The sequence below is a fragment of the Roseovarius salincola genome, from assembly GCF_026891095.1.
In the GTDB taxonomy this organism is placed as follows: Bacteria; Pseudomonadota; Alphaproteobacteria; order Rhodobacterales; family Rhodobacteraceae; genus Roseovarius; species Roseovarius salincola.
Map to the genome: position 1 here is coordinate 71,962 of NZ_JAPTNL010000003.1, position 16,706 is coordinate 88,667.

The following is a 16,706-nucleotide window of genomic DNA, read 5'->3' on the forward strand; positions in this document are numbered from 1 at the left end:
CACGGAATTCAAAGGAGCCCCCCATGGAAAACAGAGTTGCCCTCATCTCCGGCGCGAGCGGCGGAATCGGTGCCAGCATCGCGCAGTTGCTCACGCAACGCGGCTGGTCGCTCTCGCTGGGCGCGCGCGACCCTGACAGCCTGGCGCAACGCTTCCCGGATGCGCATGTGGTGCGCCATGACGCCACCGCCTGCGATGAAGCGGATTGGGTGGACGCCGCCCGCGCGCGTTTCGGCCGGATCGACGCGGTGATCTGCTCAGCCGGGATCATGGTCCCCGAGGATGTGGTCGAGATCGAAGACGAAACGCTCGACCGCATGTGGGAGATCAACGTGAAATCGCCACGCCGCCTCGCGCGGGCGGCCTGGGGCGATCTTGTCGCCTGCGGCCAGGGCCGGGTGATCCTGCTGGTGTCCCTGTCGGGCAAACGCGTGCGCTCCGCCGCCAGCAGCTCCTACGGGGTGACCAAACACGCCGCCCTCGCCCTCAGCCACGGGCTGCGTCGCAAGGGCTGGGAGGATGGCGTGCGCGCAACCGCGGTATGTCCGGGGCGCGTTCGCACCAACATGACCCGCGGCGTGACCGGCATCGCCCCCGAGGACATGACCCAGCCCGAGAACGTGGCCGACATGGTCGGGCTCGCGCTCGACATGCCCAATAACGCCTCGGTGGCGGAGATGACGGTGAACTGCGACGCCGAGGACCAGTACTGACCACGGCATCGCGCGCCGGTTCGAGGGTTCTGTACCGAATACCCGGGCACGGGACGGAATCCTGTACGAAAGCGGCGTACAAAACGGACGTTTCGTACCGTCTGCGCGGGCGCAAGACCGGGCCGTTCCGGGCGCCGAGACTGGACTCATATCTCCTTCTTCTCTGGCGGTATATCTTTTCACATCTCTGGGCCTAGTCTTGAGACGGGAGGGAACGACATTGAAAATCAAGGAAAAAAAGCGATGCTGATGCGCGGCCTTGAAGCGGCCTGCGCCGCGATCTCCGCCGTGATGGGCCGCATCGGCTGGATTCTGATCCTGTTTTGCATGGCCTTCGGCGTCTCCGACGTCTTCATGCGCTACATCCTGAACGAGCCATCCATGTGGATCGGCACCTCGCTTCAGGCGGCGATGGTGCTTCTGGCCTGCACCGGCGGCGTCTATGCGTTGCAGCATGACAGCTTCGTCAAACTGGACCTGTTTTATGCGAATGCGCGCACCCGCACGAAGGCAATCCTGGACGTCATAACCGCGCCGGTCGCCTTTATTTTCCTCGCCGTGTTGATCTGGAAAGGCTATGATGCGGCAATGCTGTCGCTCAAGCTCAAGCAGGTCACACCGACGGCCGTGCCAATTCCGATCTACCCCATCAAGTTCGCAATTCCGCTGACAGGGGTTCTCGTTTTTCTTATTGTTTTCAAACAGTTTCTGCGCGATTTGCGAACTCTTACGGGCCGCGAAGCACAGCATTAGGCACCACGTGCACCGTTCCCGGGGCACGACCGGGCAGTACCAACCAAAAGACCAAAATCAATTTTCAAAGGAGGAAACAATGAAACACGACCTATTTATCCGGACGTTCCTGGCTGCGGGGGCCGTGGCCGTTTCCGGCTCACTCGCCATCGCACAGGACGGCCCCCCCGATGAAGTGACCGAATGGGTCTTCCAGCCCGCGTTCGACCAGACCGACGCAGGGTGGGACAACGGCGTGATCCCTTGGGTCGAGGCCGTCGAGGAAGCCACCGAAGGCACGGTGAAAATCCGCGTCGAGCCCGCAGGCGCGCTGGTCAGCGGCGCAGAGGCCTTCACCGCAGCAGCCGCAGGCCAGACCGATGGCTATGCCGGCTGGGCCACGGTCTATGGTGGCGACATGCCCGAAGGCATGCTGGCCTTCGGCATGCCGATGGGCGCCAACAGCCCCGAGCAGGCATGGGAAGCCATGTGGGGCGACCCCGACTATCGCATCGGCGAGATCGTCCAGGACGCCGCCCATGCGCGCAACCTGCACTGGGCGGGCTGGAGCAACCAGGGTCCCAACGCCATGTTCACCAAGTTCCCCGTGCGCAAGATGGAGGACCTCGCAGGCCACAAGATGCGCGCCGGCGGACCCCAGGCGCTGTTCCATTCCACAATGGGCGGCTCGCCCGTGTCGATGAATGCAGGTGACATCTACACCGCGATCAAGCTTGGCACGATCGAAGGCACCTACTGGGATACCGGCGGGATCGACGACATGTCGTTCCACGAGGTGATCGACTATGCCATCATGCCGGGATGGAACCCCGCGCAGCATCAGGAAATCTTCATCAATCTCGACAGTTGGAACGCCCTGACACAATGGCAGCGCGACCAGATCGACGGGATTTTCGAGGAGACCTATTTCGAGACCAGCCAGATGCATGCTGACGGCGTCGAAGAGGCGCTGCAGATTCTGAGGGATGCGGGTGGCGAAGTCATCGAGCTTTCCGACGAGGAAATCGCACGGATGCGCGAGAAGTCGATCAACGATGTCTGGCCGCAGATCGCCGAGCAGTCCGAGGGGAACGCGCGCGGCGTCGAGCTCTGGAAGAAATACCTCAAGGAAGTCGGCGCATACTGATCCGACAGGACGAAAGCTGCGCCGCGCACCCTGCGTGCGGCGCGGCCAACGTCACTGTCGGCCTGCATTGTACTGTCGGGCCGGCGGCCTCAGCCAGCACGGCGCCGGATCGCCGGAGTGGCGTGGCGCAACCTTTTCGAATGATCCCGTGAACAGCCGAACAACAAGGAAAAAAGAAACGCCATGAGCCTCGAACTCATCACCGCGCTGTATTTCATCGTTCTGTTTTCATTGCTTTTCATGGGACTGCCCGTGGCTTTCGGCCTTGGCGGGACCGCGGTGATTTTCGCGATGATTTTCGAACCTCGCGCGCTGATGTCCGTGCCAAGCGGCTTCTATTCGACACCCTGGAATTCGATCCTGGTGACGGTTCCGCTGTTCCTGTTCATGGGCGGGCTCATACGATTCTCAGGGATCGCTGAAGCTGCCTATGACGCGGTCTATAAGCTGATCGGCCATATCAACGGCGGGCTGGCGATGGGCACCGTGCAGGTCTGCACGATCTTCGCGGCCGTGACCGGCATCACCCCGCCCGCCACCACGACGATGGGCCAGATCGCGTATCCGTCGATGATGAAATACGGCTATCATCGTTCGATCGCCATCGGCTCGATTGCGGCGGGCGGGGCACTTGGTGCGTTGATCCCCCCAAGCGTGCCATTCATCTTCTACGGGCTGCTGGCCAAGGTCTCGATCGGCGATCTTTTCATGGCGGGTCTCATTCCAGGCCTGATGCTGGCCACCTTCTATGTGATCTATATCGGCGTGCGCTGCCGGATTCAGCCGCATCTGGGACCGGGCCTGCCCGAGGACATGAAGTTTACCCGGCGCGAAAAGGCGCTCGCGGTCGTCAGCATCTGGCCCTTCGCGGTGCTGATCGCGATCGTTCTGGGCGTGATCTGGGGCGGCATCGCCACCCCGGCCGAAGCAGCGGCCTTCGGGGCTGCTGGCGCCTTCTTGATCAACGCTCTCTATGGGCGCCTGAGCTGGTATGTACTCCGCGAGTCGCTGGTTTCGACGCTGAAGCTGACCGGGATGGGGCTCTGGATCCTGATCGGGGCGACCATCTATCTCAACGTGTTCAACTCGATGGGCAGTCAGGATCTTCTGACGGAGCTGGTTCTGGCGATGCCCGGCGGCAGCACCGGGATCATGCTGATGATGATGCTGATCATCCTGGTCCTTGGCATGGTGATGGACGATTGGGCGATCATCATGCTCTGCACGCCGCTGTTCATTCCGATCATCGACAGCCTGGGGATCGACAAGCTGTGGTTTGGCGCACTGTTTATCGTGAATATCCAGATCGCCTATCTGACCCCGCCCTTCGGCTTCGTGCTGTTCTGGATCAAAGGCGTGCTGCCACGTGATGTCAGCATGGGCGATGTCTACAAATCGGTCGGGCCATTCGTGCTGTTGCAGTTCCTGGGCCTGACGCTGATCTTCCTGTTTCCGCAGATAGCCACATGGTTGCCGATGGCGCTGAAATAGCGCCACCGTTCAGGCAGCCAGAAACGCGCCGGGACGGGCCTGACCGGCCCTCCTGCGCGTCGTCAGGCCTCGACGGTCTTCATGAAACGGTCGCGGATGACGACCGGATCCATCGTAATGACCGGCATCTTGGCGTTGCCGCTTTCGCATTTGCTGACGATGACGGTCATCTTGCGCGCCTCCAGCGCCTCTTGCAGCACGCGCCCGGTGTCCTCGGCGCTGCACTCGATGACGCGCTCGCAGCCACACGCCTCGGCGACCTTGGCCAACGACGTCTTGCGCCCGGCATAGGTGGGCTGATCGCCGGTCGATCCGTAAGAACCGTTGTCGATGATCAACAGGATGTAGTTATCCGCGACATTGTTGGCGATGGTCGGCAATGTCCCCAGATTGGTCAGAACCGAGCCGTCCCCGTCGATGACGATGACCGGCTTGGGCTGCACCAGCGCGAGGCCTAGACCGATTGACGACGCCAGGCCCATCGTGCCCAGCATGTAGAAATTGCTCGGCTGGTCGTCGATGGCATGCAATTCCTGGCTGGGAATGCCGATATTGCACACGACAAGCTCATCACGCAGGATCGGGGCGATTTCCTTCAGGATTTCGGAACGGATCATCTCAATAGCCTCCCCAGAAACTTGCATCGGTCAGGATCGCGACCGGCTTGTTGCACATGAATGTGTATTCAAGAATTTTCGGCAGTTCAGCAACATCCGCCTGATCGTGGAAATGATAGGCCGGGATATGCATCTGCGCCAGCAGCGCCTTGGTATGAATTGCCATTTCAACCTGACAAGCCACCGGCTCGCCCAGTTCGCCGCGGTAGGATATCAGCATCGGCAGCGGCATCCGGTAGAACTGGGTCAGCGTCGCCAGCGTGTTCAGCGTCACCCCCAGAGCCGTGTTCTGCATGATGATCGCAGGGCGTTTCCCCCCCATCCAGGCGCCCGCGCAAAGCCCCATCCCCTCGTCTTCCTTGTTCGCAGGGACATGCGCGATTTCGGGTCGCTTGTCGATCTCGTCGATCACACCGGCGAGCTGCTTGCAGGGCACAGTGGTGACGAACTCGATCCTGCTGGCAACCAGATCGTCGGTAATACGGCTATCTATGGACATTGGCGGTCTTTCACCTTTGCAATGATTGAACTTCAGACGACTGGCACCTTTACCGGGTTCGGACATATCCGGCGATCCGCTCCCGGCGCGACAAAGCGGCCGGGTCGTCTGGATGCCGGGATGCTACTTGGGTATTGATGCGTGAACAACGGGTTTCTCGCCCGCCACCGGCAACCTCACCTCAGGGATGAGGTCGCCGCGGGGCAAGTCAAGCCCTGATCGGGATTGACACTTCCACTTTCAAGGCGCGTAAATATGGCACATCACAATCCGCTGTCATGAAAGTTTTGCGCGTTCGTGGCATGTGGGATCGTCTATTCGATTCATCAGACGGGGACCATTATGAAGACGACATCGACCCAAGTGACACTTGCCACAGCGATCGCGGGCCTTCTGGCGCTGAGCCAGCCCGCGGCCGCTGAAACGCTGCGCCTGCTGACATGGGGCGGCTACGCACCCGAGAACGTTGTGACCAAATTCGAAGAGGAAACCGGCCACAGCGTCGAAGTGACCCTTTCCAACAACGAGGAAATGATCGCCAAGCTTCGCGCGACCGGCGGTGGCGGCTTTGATCTTGCCCAGCCCAGCCAGGACCGGATCGCCGGACCGCAGGCCGAGTTCGGCATTTACAAACCCATCGACCTGTCCAAGATCGACTCATCTCTTTTCGTGCCCTCGATGCTCGAGGCGACCAAGGCCAACACCACCGTCGACGGCGAAGTCTATGGTGTGCCCCATGTCTGGGGCACTTCGGGCCTTGTGCTCAACACCGCCGAGGCAGACATGGTCAAGGACTACACCGACCTTTGCGCGCCCGAAGTGGCCGGCAAGGTGTCCTATCGCCTGCGCCGCCCGACCCTGATCGGCTTTGCCTTCTCGATGGGGATGGACCCGTTCGCCGCCTATGGCGACGAGGCCGCCTATACCGAGATGATGGAAGAGGTCGAAGCCAAGCTGATCGAGTGCAAGCCCAATGTGAAGGCTTACTGGACCGGCGGCGACGAGTTGATGAACCTCCTGCGCTCGGGCGAGGTCGTCGCGGCGATGGCCTGGGACACTGGCGGCTGGAAGCTGAACGAGGACAATGCGGACGTGACCTTTGTCGCACCGACATCGGGCGCATTGGGCTGGATCGACACTTTCGTCCTGCCCGCCAAGGGCAGCGCGGATGATGCCGCCTATGACTGGATCAACTTCGTCATGCGCCCCGAGATCTCGGCGATGATCACCGATGCCGCGGGTAACTTCACCGCCTCCAAGGGCGCCGACGAATTCGCCTCGGACGCGCTGAAAGCCAAGTATCAGGCCAGTTTCCCGCCTGAAGCCGTCGACAACATCAAGTGGTATCCGCCGGTTCCCGCGGGCCTCGAGGTGATCGAGGGTGGCGTTCTCGACCGCGTCAAAGCCGCGAACTGAGACCAACGAACCCAGAGAGGCCCCCGCTCAAGCGGCGGGGGCTTCTTCATTTTTGAAGGACCGCGACGACATGACGATTGCCGATCTTGAATGCACCGACCTGACGAAGCGTTTCGGCGACACCTCCGCCGTCGCGAACGTCTCCTTCGAAGTGCCGCCGGGGTCGTTCTTTTCCATCCTCGGGCCGTCGGGCTGCGGGAAGACAACGATCATGCGGATGATCGCGGGGTTCCTTGCGCCCACCAGCGGCGATATCCGGATCAAGGGTCGCTCGGTGCTCGATGCACCGCCCAACAAGCGCCCGGTCAACATGGTGTTCCAGCATCTCGCGCTGTTCCCGATGATGAACATTTCCGAGAATATCGGCTACGGGCTGCGCCGTCAGGGCGTGCCAAAACCCGAGATCACCCGCAAGGTGGGCGAGGTCCTGGAACGGATCGGCCTGCCCGGTATCGGAGCGCGCAAGGTCGATGAGTTGTCAGGCGGCCAGAAACAGCGCGTCGCCATCGCCCGTTGCATGGTGCTGGAACCCGATGTGCTGCTGCTTGACGAACCGCTTGGCGCGCTTGACCTGAAGCTGCGCGAACATATGAAGATCGAACTGAAGGCGCTCCAAAGCGCGTTCGATACGACCTTCGTCTACATCACCCACGATCAGAGCGAAGCACTGGTCATGTCCGACAATATCGCGGTGATGAATGCCGGCCGTTTCGAGCAGATCGGCAGCGCGCGCGACCTTTACTACCGCCCTCAGACACCTTTCGTCGCCAGCTTCGTCGGTGACAGCAACCGCTGGCGCGGTCGCGTCGACTCCGTCTCGGGCGACAGCCTGCGCCTGCGTAGCGAAAGCGGGCTTGATCTGTGCGGCAACAGCCATGGCCGCGCCCTGTCGGATGGCGAAGAGGCCGATATTTTCGTGCGCCCCGAAGCGATCCGCCTTGGCCAGGGTGAGGCCGATATCGCCCATTTCGACAATCGCCTGTCGGGCGAAGTGACGAGCCTGCTGTTCAACGGCGCGGCCAGCCGCATTCTTCTTCGCCCCGACAATGGCGGCGAGGAAATCGAGGTCGCCCTGCCCCAATCGGGCGAGTTCGCGCATCTGTCGCGCGGCGACAGGGTGCATGTCGGATGGTCCAGTGAACAGGGCAACTGTTTCGCGGCGGGAGCTGCCTGATGCAGGCGGCGCATCGAGTGGGCTTCGTGCTGCTTCTGACACCGCTCCTGCTGTGGCTTTCGTTGTTGATCCTCATTCCGCATGTGGACATGTTCCTCGTGTCGCTGCGCGAACGTGTCGGAGTCGGCGAGTACGCCATCAGCCTTGCCAATTACCGCAGTTTCATCGACGAGCCGCTTTACCTCTGGACCTTCGCGCGCACCGCCGTCATGTCGGTGATGGCCACCGCGCTCACGCTGCTGATCGGCTTTCCCGTCGCTTATTACATCGCCAAAATGGCGCGCGGGCGGGTGCGCTCAGCGCTGTTCCTGCTCTGTCTCGTGCCGTTCTGGGTGTCGGAACTGGTGCGCACCTTCGGCTGGATGATCCTGTTGCGCGAAACGGGTCTGTTCTCGTCGCTGCTGCAATGGGCCGGGCTGGTCGATGGGCCGGTCGAGATGCTTTACAACGATGTCGCGATCATGGTCGGGCTGGTCTATACCTCGATGCTGTTCATGGTGGTCCCGCTGGTGACGACGCTCGACAGCCTTGACGATTCGGTGATCGAGGCGGGTTACGATCTTGGCGGTTCCGGCCCCTCGATCCTGCGCGAGATCGTCATTCCCCATGCCATGCCCGGCATCGTGTCGGGCTCGATCGTGGTGTTCATGCTGTCGCTGGGCAATTACCTCACCCCGATCATGCTGGGCGGCAAGGACAGCCTCTGGTTCACCGAGCTGATCTATTCGCAGTTCATCGTCCGCTTCAACTGGGAGCTGGGCGCGGCCTTTGGCTTCATGCTGCTGATCCTCTCGTCGGTCATTGTCTGGGGCACGCTTCGGCTGACCGGACAGACGCTTGAAAAGACCATGGGCTGAGGAGAGGCGCGATGATCCCCACGATTCCCCAAAGCCGCACGATCCGCGCCGCCTATATGGCCTATGTCGTGCTGTTCTTCCTTTACCTCGCGCTGCCCCTCACGGTGGTCGCGGTCTTCGCCTTCAATGACAGCCAGTTCCCCTCGCTGCCCTGGGAGGGGTTCACCTGGGCCTGGTTCTTCGGCGACGAAAGACCGATGATCGGCGTTTTCCACGAGCGCCCCATCCTGCGCGCCATCGGCACATCCGCCTTCGTGGGGCTGTGCGTCTCGGTGCTGGCCGTCGGGGTGGGCACCACCAATGCGTTTCTGTTCAACCGCTACGAGTTTCGCGGGCGGGGGCTGCTCTATGTTCTGATGCTGCTGCCACTGGTCATTCCGGGGATCGTGCTGGGCATCTCGATCCTGGTGTTTTCCTCCACCGTCGCCAAGGCCGCCTCGGACATGGCCAATCTGGACCTTCAGGGATTGCGCCCCGGACTGGTGCTGGTGGTGCTGGGGCAGTTCTCGTTCATCACCACGATCGCGACGCTGGTGATCGCCGCACGGCTTCAGAAATTCGACCGCACGCTGGAAGAGGCCGCGCTCAACCTTGGCGCGGGTCACCTAACGGCGGTGCGCACCATCACGATTCCGTTCCTCATGCCCGCCATTGTCGGCGCCTTCGTGGTCGCGTTCCTGATGAGCGTCGAGAATTTCAACACGACGCTGATGTTGGTGGGCTCCGACGCGCCGCTGACCATCGCCATGTTCGACCGGCTCAAGGAAGGATCGACACCACTGCTCAATGCCGTGTCGCTGCTGTTGATGCTGGGGTCGAGCCTGCTGGCACTGGTGATGATCATGTTCCAGCGCCGCTAGCGGGCACCACTCTTGCGCCTGCTTCCGGCCCGTTCCGGGACACGGGGTTGAAAGACCGTTTCTTGGCTGCCATATGGCCCTCATATCGAAACATCATGTCGGCTTAACCCATTTCAATGGGCTTGGAGGCTTTGTTTGACTGACAAAATCGTTGCTGAAAACCTTTCCAAGGTGTTCGGAGACGACCCGGATGAGGCACTCGAACTCATCCGAAGTGGCAAGACCAAGGACGAGGTTCTTGCCCAAACCGGACAAACAATCGGAGTCCACTCCGTCGATTTTTCCGTCGCCGAAGGCGAGGTCTTCGTCGTGATGGGCTTGTCCGGCTCCGGAAAATCCACCCTCGTGCGGATGCTGAACCGCCTCATTGATGCCAGTGACGGCGCCATCTATCTTGACGGCGAGGATGTCTGCACCGCCAACGCGGCGGCGCTGCGCAGGCTCAGGCTTGAAAAGATCACCATGGTCTTTCAGCACTTCGCGCTGTTCCCGCACAAGACCGTCCTCGAAAACGTGGAATACGGACTCAAGATCGCCGGGGTTGCGCCGGACGAACGGCGTGATCGCGCGCGCGCCGCGCTGGACAAGGTCGGGCTTTCGGCCTGGGGCGATAGTCGGCCCGCGGCCCTCTCGGGCGGCATGCAGCAGCGTGTCGGGCTGGCGCGCGGCCTCGCGGTCGATCCCGAGATCCTGTTGATGGACGAGCCGTTCTCTGCCCTCGATCCGCTCATTCGCAGGGACATGCAGAACGAATTGCTGGCCCTTCAGCGCGAGTTGAAGAAAACCATCGTCTTCATCACCCACGACCTTGACGAGGCGCTGACCCTGGGCGACCGGATCGCCATCATGAAGGAAGGCCGCTTCGTTCAGGTGGGCACGGCAGAAGAGATCGTCGGCAACCCCGCAGATGACTATGTGGCCGCCTTCACGCAGGATATCGACCGTGCGCGGGTGTTCGATGCGCAAAGTGTCATGGATGTCCCCGAGGCGCTCGACCTCGACCACGACGACCCCTCCACCGCACGCCGGCGGCTTGACGATCTTCGCCGCGACAGCCTGCATGTCCTGGCCAAGGGCGAACTTGCCGGGATCGTCACCCGCCGCTCGCTTGCGCAGGTCGAAGGCCGGCGCGGCGCGTCGCTCGGGGATGCGCTGCAACATGAAGCCCCGACCGCGCGGCCCGATACGCGGCTCTCCTCGCTTTACGGCGCCTGCCGCTCGGGCCTGCCGGTCGCCATAACCGACGACAGCGGCGAATTCATTGGCGTGGTCACGCCCGAAGCCGTGTTCGACCTTCTCGCACAGGATAACACCACGCCACGCGCGCCGGGCACCCCTGCGGACGAGCATTCCGCGGATGCGGCACCTGCGCTTTCGGCGTGAATGGGGGATTGACCATGTGGCAACCATCCGACAGCTTTGAAATCCCGCTCGATGCCTGGGTCGAGGCCGCCATCAAGGGCTGGCTCGTGCCCAATTTCCGCGAGGTCTTTCAGGCCATCCAGGCCCCGATCTCGCTGGTGCTCGAGGGGTTCGACAACGGCCTGCAGGCCATCCCGATGCCGGTTTTCGCCATCGTCCTCGCGCTTGTCGCCTGGAGAGTGGCCAGCCGTGGCCTGGCAATCTTTACCCTTGTCAGCCTCGCGGTGGTCGATCTGATCGGCGTCTGGTCGCAGACCATGACCACGCTGGCGATGATCCTGACCGCGGTTCTGTTCTGCGCGCTTGTGGGCGTGCCCCTCGGCATTGCGGCGGCGCGGCGCGACGGGTTCGAAAAGGGCATCCGCCCGGTGCTCGATATCATGCAGACGATCCCGCCCTTCGTTTACCTTGTGCCGATCGTGATGCTGTTCGGCGTCGGCATGACGCCGGGCATCATCGCCACGATCATCTTTGCGCTGCCGCCTATCATCCGCCTGACCAATCTTGGCATCCGTTCGGTTCCCGCCGACCTGATCGAGGCCGCCTATGCCTTCGGCTCCTCGCCAAGGCAGGTGCTCTGGGAGGTCCAGTTGCCGCTGGCGCTGCGCACGATCATGGCAGGGCTGAACCAGACCCTGATGCTGGCCCTGTCCATGACCGTGATCGCGGCCCTGATCGGCGCGGGCGGGCTTGGCCTGACCGTCTATACCGGCCTTGGGCGGCTCGATGTCGGGGCGGCCACAGAAGGCGGCCTGGGGATCGTGCTGCTGGCGATGATCCTCGACCGGATCACGCAGGCGCTCGGCAGCGATGCCACCCCGCAATCGCCGGGGCTGCTGAAGACGCTGAAATCGTTCTTTCGTAAACGGGCACCGGCAGCGGCGTCACATGGCTGACAACGACGCGTGCCCGTGACATTCATCCCATGTGGTCATGCACTGCCGGCATGACCGCTGATCCGCCCCCGGCGCGCGAAACGCCGGTGCGGCGACAACCTCAGAAGAAGGAGGACTTTCGCGATGATCAACAAGAAAGCGATCCTGAAAACGACGACCACGATGGCCGTTGCCGCCCTTGTGGCCATGCCCACCATGGCGCCCGCCCAGGACAGCATGCCCGGCGAAGGCGTCAGCATCGACATGGCGCGCGCCAGCTGGGATACCGGCTGGTGGCAGGCCGAAATCTACAGCCAGATGCTTCAGGAGCTGGGCTACGAGGTGTCGCGCATCACCACGCTCGACAACCCGCCCTTCTACCAGACCGTGGCGCAGGGCGATGTGGACCTTTGGGTCAACGGCTGGTTCCCCTTGCATAATTCTTACGAGGATGCCTTCGAGAACGGCGCCGAAAAAATCGGCTATGTCGCCAAGGGCGGCGCGCTTCAGGGCTACCTGATCGACAAGAAAACCGCCGAAGAGCATGACATTACCCATGTCTCGGACATCACGAAGGACGATATCCAGGAACTCTTCGATGCCGATGGCGACGGCAAAGCCGATCTTGTCGCCTGCCCGCCGGGCTGGGGCTGTGAAACGGTGATTTCGCACCATTTCGAAGCCTATGACTGGGGCGACGACTTCAACGCCATCAAGGCGGGGTATTCCGCATCGATGGCCGATGCGCTTGGCCGGTATCAGAACGGAGAGCCGATCTTCTTCTACACATGGACCCCGAACTGGACCGTGGGCGAACTGGTGCCGGGCGAAGACGTGGTCTGGCTTCAGATGAAGGAAACGAAACTGCCCGAGGATCAGGCGGATCTGGCCGATGCCACCACCGTCGAAAGCCTCGAAGGCTGCCGCGGCGAACAGCCCTGTGATCTGGGCTGGCCCGCCAACGATATCCGGCCTGTGGCGAATTCGGACTTCCTGGAAGAGAACCCGGCAGCCGCCGAGCTTCTGCGCCAGGCCAGAATTCCGATCAGCGCGATCTTCGATCAGAACGCCATGATGAACGATGGCGCGGACAGCCCGGAAGATCTTGAAGAGCAGGCCGCAGCCTGGATCGAGAACAACCGCGACACGGTCGACGGCTGGCTCGATGCGGCACGCGAGGCGGCCAGCATGTAACGGCGACTGCCGACCGGGATTTCAACGCGGAACCCCGGCCGGCCCGCCCATCTGCGAAAGCCTGCGCGCCCATCGGTGCGCAGGCATTCTTTTTTTTGGCCTCACTGCCTTCGGCGCGACCCGACAGCAGGAATGAATCGCTCGTCAGTGCGCGCGCACTCGCATAGAACCGGTGGGAAACATGCCGGCCAGCCGCGACGCAACCGGTCCTGACCCCACGAAACGAGGCCGTCCTTGACCACACCACCCGTCCCGCCCCGCCCCATCGCCGCCATCATCGCCACCGTCATCCACGACGGTCGGGTGCTGCTGGTGCGCAGGGGCAATCCCCCGAATGCGGGCCGCTGGGGTTTTCCGGGCGGCAAGATCGAACAGGGTGAGACGGTCAGCAATGCCGCGCTGCGCGAACTCTTCGAGGAAACCGGCATTCGGGCTGAGGCGCAGCAGGTAGTCACCGCTTTCGATGTGTTCGAGCGCGACGGCCAAGGCACGCTTGGGCGGCATTTCATCCTGATCGCAGTGCTATGCAAATGGATTTCGGGATCTCCAGTGGCTGGCGACGATGCGCTCGATGCGCGCTGGTTCACCCTCGACAAACTGAACCGCGTCGACGCGGCGCTCGCTCCCGATGTCTTGCGCGTCGCGCACGAGGCTGCGGCACTGCGCCGGACATGACCCCGGAATCGAAGATGCCCGCCAGAACCGGCGGGCATCCTTTTCTACGTGATCGCAGTGTTTACTGCACGCATTCGCGCAGCGCTTCGGCATCGGGGCCATCGGGCGTGCGCCCAAGGTTGAACGGTGCCGACGCATCGCGCCACTGGGCGTAGTCATCCAGGTATTCCACCATGCTCAGATAAACCTTCGCCGAATTCGGATTGGCGCAGGCGGTCTCGACGATCACCTCGTTGGCCATTTCCTGAACGCGGGCCAGCGTTTCGTCGTCATAGCGGTTGATCTCGACGGCTTCGTCGAATTTCGCATAGGCTTCAGTGGCGCGCTTCTCGGTGAAGGCAAGCGACCACACCAGCGTCGCATCCGCCGCGATCTGCAGTTTCTCCTGCGTTTCGGGGCTCAGCGCATCCCAGGCGGACCTGTTGATCATCACGCCGAACACCGATGCGGACTGGTGCCAACCGGGCGTCGCCCAGTATTGCGTGACCTGCTGGAAGCCACCCGACCAGTCGACATTCGGGGTCGAGAATTCGGCCCCGTCGATCACGCCGCGCTCAAGCGCCTGATAGATCTCGCCGCCCGCCATGGACACCTGATTGCCGCCGAGACGCTCAAGCAGTTTGCCCTGCTCCAGGCCCGACAGGCGCAGACGCTTGCCTTGCAGGTCGTCGAGGCTGACGATCGGCTCGTTGGTGCGGAAGCCGGATTCGTTGTTGGTCACGCCGTAAGGCAGATAGACCATGCCGTAATTGCCGTAGATCTCGTTATAAAGATCGGCACCGCCCCATTGCTGGATCCAGTTCACGTAATCGACCGCGTTGAACAGGCTGGGAGTCGTCGCCAGGGGCGAAAACGCCGCATCGCGCCCGGCCCAGTAACCGGGCCAATCGGCACCGGCCTCGATGGTGCCGGATTCGACCGCGCCAAAGACCTCGCCCGCCGGGACGATCGCGCCGCCTTCGAAGAACTCGATCGTCAGCTCACCGGCGGTCAGCTTGTTGGCCAGATCGACGAAATGCCGGTCGGTCTCGATCAGTTCCAGCGACGACGGCCAGGTCGTCGTCATTGTCCAACTCTCCTGCGCGGTTGCCTGTGCGGCCAACGCGCCTGCCGCGCTTGCCGCGAACGCAATTGCTTTAATGGTCATAATCTTCTCCCTTTCATGGTTTAGAAGTTACCTCGTATAAAGAACATCCGGCAGCCACGTGACGAGCGCCGGGAAAACCGCGACAAGCACACACATCACAACGATGAGCCCGATAAACGGGAGCACGCCGCGGACGATCGCACCTGTTCGCACCTCGCGTGGAGCAATGGCGCGCAGATAAAACAGCGCATAGCCGAATGGTGGCGTCAGGAACGATGTCTGAAGCACGACCGCCATCAGCACGACAAACCAGAGCAGGTTGACGTCCGGCATCTCCTGGATGATCGGCAGGAAGATCGGGAAGGACAGCAGCACGATCCCGGTCCAGTCGAGGAACGCGCCCAGGATGAACACGATCCCCATCATCACGGTGATCAGCATCCAGGGCTCCATGTCCATCGCGCGGATCAGTTCCTGCGTGGCGCGCAGACCGCCGGTGATGTTGAACACCCCGGTAAAGGCCGTGGCCCCCAAGACGATGAACAGGATCATCGCCGATGTCCGCCCGGTTTCCAGCATCGCCCCGTAAAAGGAGTTCAGACGGAACTTGCCGCGCAGGATCACGATCAGCAACGCCAGCGCCGCACCGATGGCCGACGCCTCGGTCGCCGTCGCAATCCCCGCCAGCAGCGAGCCGAGTATCCCGAAGATCAGAACCAGCGGCGGCAGCGCCTCCAGCAGCAGCATCCGCAACAGCGCGGCGCGGCCGATCTTCTCGTCGGGTTCGACCGCTGGGGCCAGGTCCGGGCGAAACACCGAAATCACATAGACATAAAGCGCATAGCTCAGCCCCAGAAGCACACCCGGAAGCATCGACCCCGCGAACAGCTCGCCCACCGACAGCGGCGAATAGCTGGCCATCAGGATCAGCATGATCGAGGGCGGGATCAGGATACCGAGGCAGCCCGACGCCGCGATCACCCCGGTGGTCAGGGATTGCGCATAGCCATATTGCAGCATCGGGCGCAGGGCCATCACGCCCATCACGGTGATCGAGGCCCCGATGATGCCCGTGGTCGCCGCCAGCAGGATCGAGATGAACACCACCGCCAGCGCCAACCCCCCGCGCACCCGGCTCATAAGCAGGCGCAGGGTTTCGAACATTCGGTCCGTCACGCCTGAATCCGACAGGAACCGCGCCATCAGCACGAAGAGCGGGATCGCGATCAGCGTGTAGTTGTCGAGCACATCGCCGAAAATGCGGTTGATCACGATGCCAAGCACCATCGGCTTGCCCGCGATGATCGCCGTCAGCACGGCGGTGCCGCCCAGAACAAAGGCCAGCGGATGTCCGAGGAACAGGCCCGAGATCAGCAGGCCGAACATCAGGACGGCAATGAGTTCGGGATTCATTCAGCGGCCTCCTGCCGGTCGAAGATCAGTTTGATGACCTCTGCGATCCCTTGCAGCAACAGCAGGGCCGCCGCCAGGCACATCGCCATCTTGAGCGGATAGACCGGCATCTGGATCGCGCCATATGTAACCTCGCCCTGGGCCCAGGATCGCGCCGCGAACTCCCAAGAGCGGGTCAGGAACACCCAGGCGAACGGAAAGAAAAAGATCACATAGCCCAGCAGTTCGGCCACGCGCTGCGCCCCGCGGCCCAGCTTTTCGGTAACGATGTCCACCCTGACATGGGCCTTGTGGCGCAAGGCATAACCACCCAGCATGACGAAATAGAAACCAAACATCTGCTTGGAGACATCGTAAGCCCATCGGGTCGGCTCGCTGAACACATAGCGCAGAACGACATCATAGATGATGATCACCGCGAATCCGACCGCAATGACCGAGACGATCCGTCCCACGATCTCGTTCAGCCCGCTGATCGCGCGCACTATCATGCAGATCTCCTCCCCGGGCGGTATGACGTCGCCAGAATCACCG

The 16,706-nt window shown here is 62.2% G+C and carries 17 protein-coding genes; 12 read left to right on the forward strand and 5 right to left on the reverse strand.

What is annotated here, in order from left to right:
• Nucleotides 1–23 precede the first annotated feature (23 nt).
• The 4 genes from N5A93_RS05310 (at nt 24) to N5A93_RS05325 (ending at nt 4,083) form a co-directional block, all read left to right on the forward strand.
• Nucleotides 24–713: an SDR family NAD(P)-dependent oxidoreductase gene (locus N5A93_RS05310; RefSeq protein ID WP_268954038.1), complete on the forward strand. Its 690-nt coding sequence runs from the start codon at nt 24–26 to the stop codon at nt 711–713.
• Between the two features lie 291 nt (nt 714–1,004).
• Nucleotides 1,005–1,466, forward strand: a complete 462-nt coding sequence (locus N5A93_RS05315; protein WP_268954039.1) for a TRAP transporter small permease subunit — start codon at nt 1,005–1,007, stop codon at nt 1,464–1,466.
• A 79-nt stretch (nt 1,467–1,545) separates the two neighbouring features.
• Nucleotides 1,546–2,592, forward strand: coding sequence for a TRAP transporter substrate-binding protein (locus N5A93_RS05320; protein WP_268954040.1), 1,047 nt, complete (start codon nt 1,546–1,548; stop codon nt 2,590–2,592).
• Nucleotides 2,593–2,775: 183 nt separating this feature from the next.
• Nucleotides 2,776–4,083, forward strand: coding sequence for a TRAP transporter large permease (locus N5A93_RS05325; protein ID WP_268954041.1), 1,308 nt, complete (start codon nt 2,776–2,778; stop codon nt 4,081–4,083).
• A gap of 62 nt (nt 4,084–4,145) precedes the next feature.
• On the opposite strand, the gene comE is transcribed toward N5A93_RS05325, so the two are convergent.
• Nucleotides 4,146–4,700: a sulfopyruvate decarboxylase subunit beta gene (gene comE / locus N5A93_RS05330; RefSeq protein ID WP_268954042.1), complete on the reverse strand. Its 555-nt coding sequence runs from the start codon at nt 4,698–4,700 to the stop codon at nt 4,146–4,148.
• Nucleotide 4,701: 1 nt separating this feature from the next.
• A complete protein-coding gene (comD, locus tag N5A93_RS05335) occupies nt 4,702–5,199 on the reverse strand; it encodes a sulfopyruvate decarboxylase subunit alpha (protein ID WP_268954043.1) in 498 nt (165 codons plus the stop codon).
• Between the two features lie 342 nt (nt 5,200–5,541).
• Here comD and N5A93_RS05340 point away from each other — a divergent pair, with 342 nt between their 5' ends.
• From N5A93_RS05340 to N5A93_RS05375, 8 genes are all read left to right on the forward strand, one after another.
• Nucleotides 5,542–6,615 carry an extracellular solute-binding protein gene (locus N5A93_RS05340; protein WP_268954044.1) on the forward strand — a complete coding sequence of 358 codons (1,074 nt, stop codon included), beginning with the start codon at nt 5,542–5,544 and terminating at the stop codon, nt 6,613–6,615.
• Nucleotides 6,616–6,685: 70 nt separating this feature from the next.
• Entirely contained in the window at nt 6,686–7,789 is a 1,104-nt protein-coding gene (locus N5A93_RS05345) for an ABC transporter ATP-binding protein (RefSeq protein ID WP_268954045.1), read from the forward strand.
• Nucleotides 7,789–8,646 carry an ABC transporter permease gene (locus N5A93_RS05350; RefSeq protein ID WP_268954046.1) on the forward strand — a complete coding sequence of 286 codons (858 nt, stop codon included), beginning with the start codon at nt 7,789–7,791 and terminating at the stop codon, nt 8,644–8,646. Before N5A93_RS05345 ends, N5A93_RS05350 begins: the two co-directional genes overlap by 1 nt.
• A gap of 11 nt (nt 8,647–8,657) precedes the next feature.
• Nucleotides 8,658–9,506: an ABC transporter permease gene (locus tag N5A93_RS05355; protein WP_268954047.1), complete on the forward strand. Its 849-nt coding sequence runs from the start codon at nt 8,658–8,660 to the stop codon at nt 9,504–9,506.
• Between the two features lie 135 nt (nt 9,507–9,641).
• Entirely contained in the window at nt 9,642–10,889 is a 1,248-nt protein-coding gene (locus N5A93_RS05360; protein ID WP_268954048.1) for a quaternary amine ABC transporter ATP-binding protein, read from the forward strand.
• 14 nt (nt 10,890–10,903) lie between these two features.
• On the forward strand, nt 10,904–11,824 hold the full coding sequence (locus N5A93_RS05365; protein ID WP_268954049.1) for an ABC transporter permease: 921 nt from the start codon (nt 10,904–10,906) through the stop codon (nt 11,822–11,824).
• Nucleotides 11,825–11,947: 123 nt separating this feature from the next.
• Complete coding sequence (gene proX, locus N5A93_RS05370; protein WP_268954050.1) at nt 11,948–12,997, forward strand: glycine betaine/L-proline ABC transporter substrate-binding protein ProX; 1,050 nt, start codon at nt 11,948–11,950, stop codon at nt 12,995–12,997.
• Nucleotides 12,998–13,231: 234 nt separating this feature from the next.
• Complete coding sequence (locus tag N5A93_RS05375; RefSeq protein ID WP_268954051.1) at nt 13,232–13,672, forward strand: NUDIX hydrolase; 441 nt, start codon at nt 13,232–13,234, stop codon at nt 13,670–13,672.
• 61 nt (nt 13,673–13,733) lie between these two features.
• Here N5A93_RS05375 and dctP read toward each other — a convergent pair whose 3' ends face one another.
• From dctP to N5A93_RS05390, 3 genes are read right to left on the reverse strand one after another with little or no spacing between them, the layout of a single operon-like run.
• Entirely contained in the window at nt 13,734–14,819 is a 1,086-nt protein-coding gene (dctP, locus tag N5A93_RS05380) for a TRAP transporter substrate-binding protein DctP (protein WP_268954052.1), read from the reverse strand.
• Between the two features lie 27 nt (nt 14,820–14,846).
• Nucleotides 14,847–16,172, reverse strand: a complete 1,326-nt coding sequence (locus N5A93_RS05385) for a TRAP transporter large permease (RefSeq protein ID WP_268954053.1) — start codon at nt 16,170–16,172, stop codon at nt 14,847–14,849.
• Nucleotides 16,169–16,663, reverse strand: a complete 495-nt coding sequence (locus tag N5A93_RS05390) for a TRAP transporter small permease subunit (protein ID WP_268954054.1) — start codon at nt 16,661–16,663, stop codon at nt 16,169–16,171. The genes N5A93_RS05385 and N5A93_RS05390 overlap by 4 nt, the downstream gene beginning before the upstream one ends.
• Nucleotides 16,664–16,706: the final 43 nt, after the last annotated feature.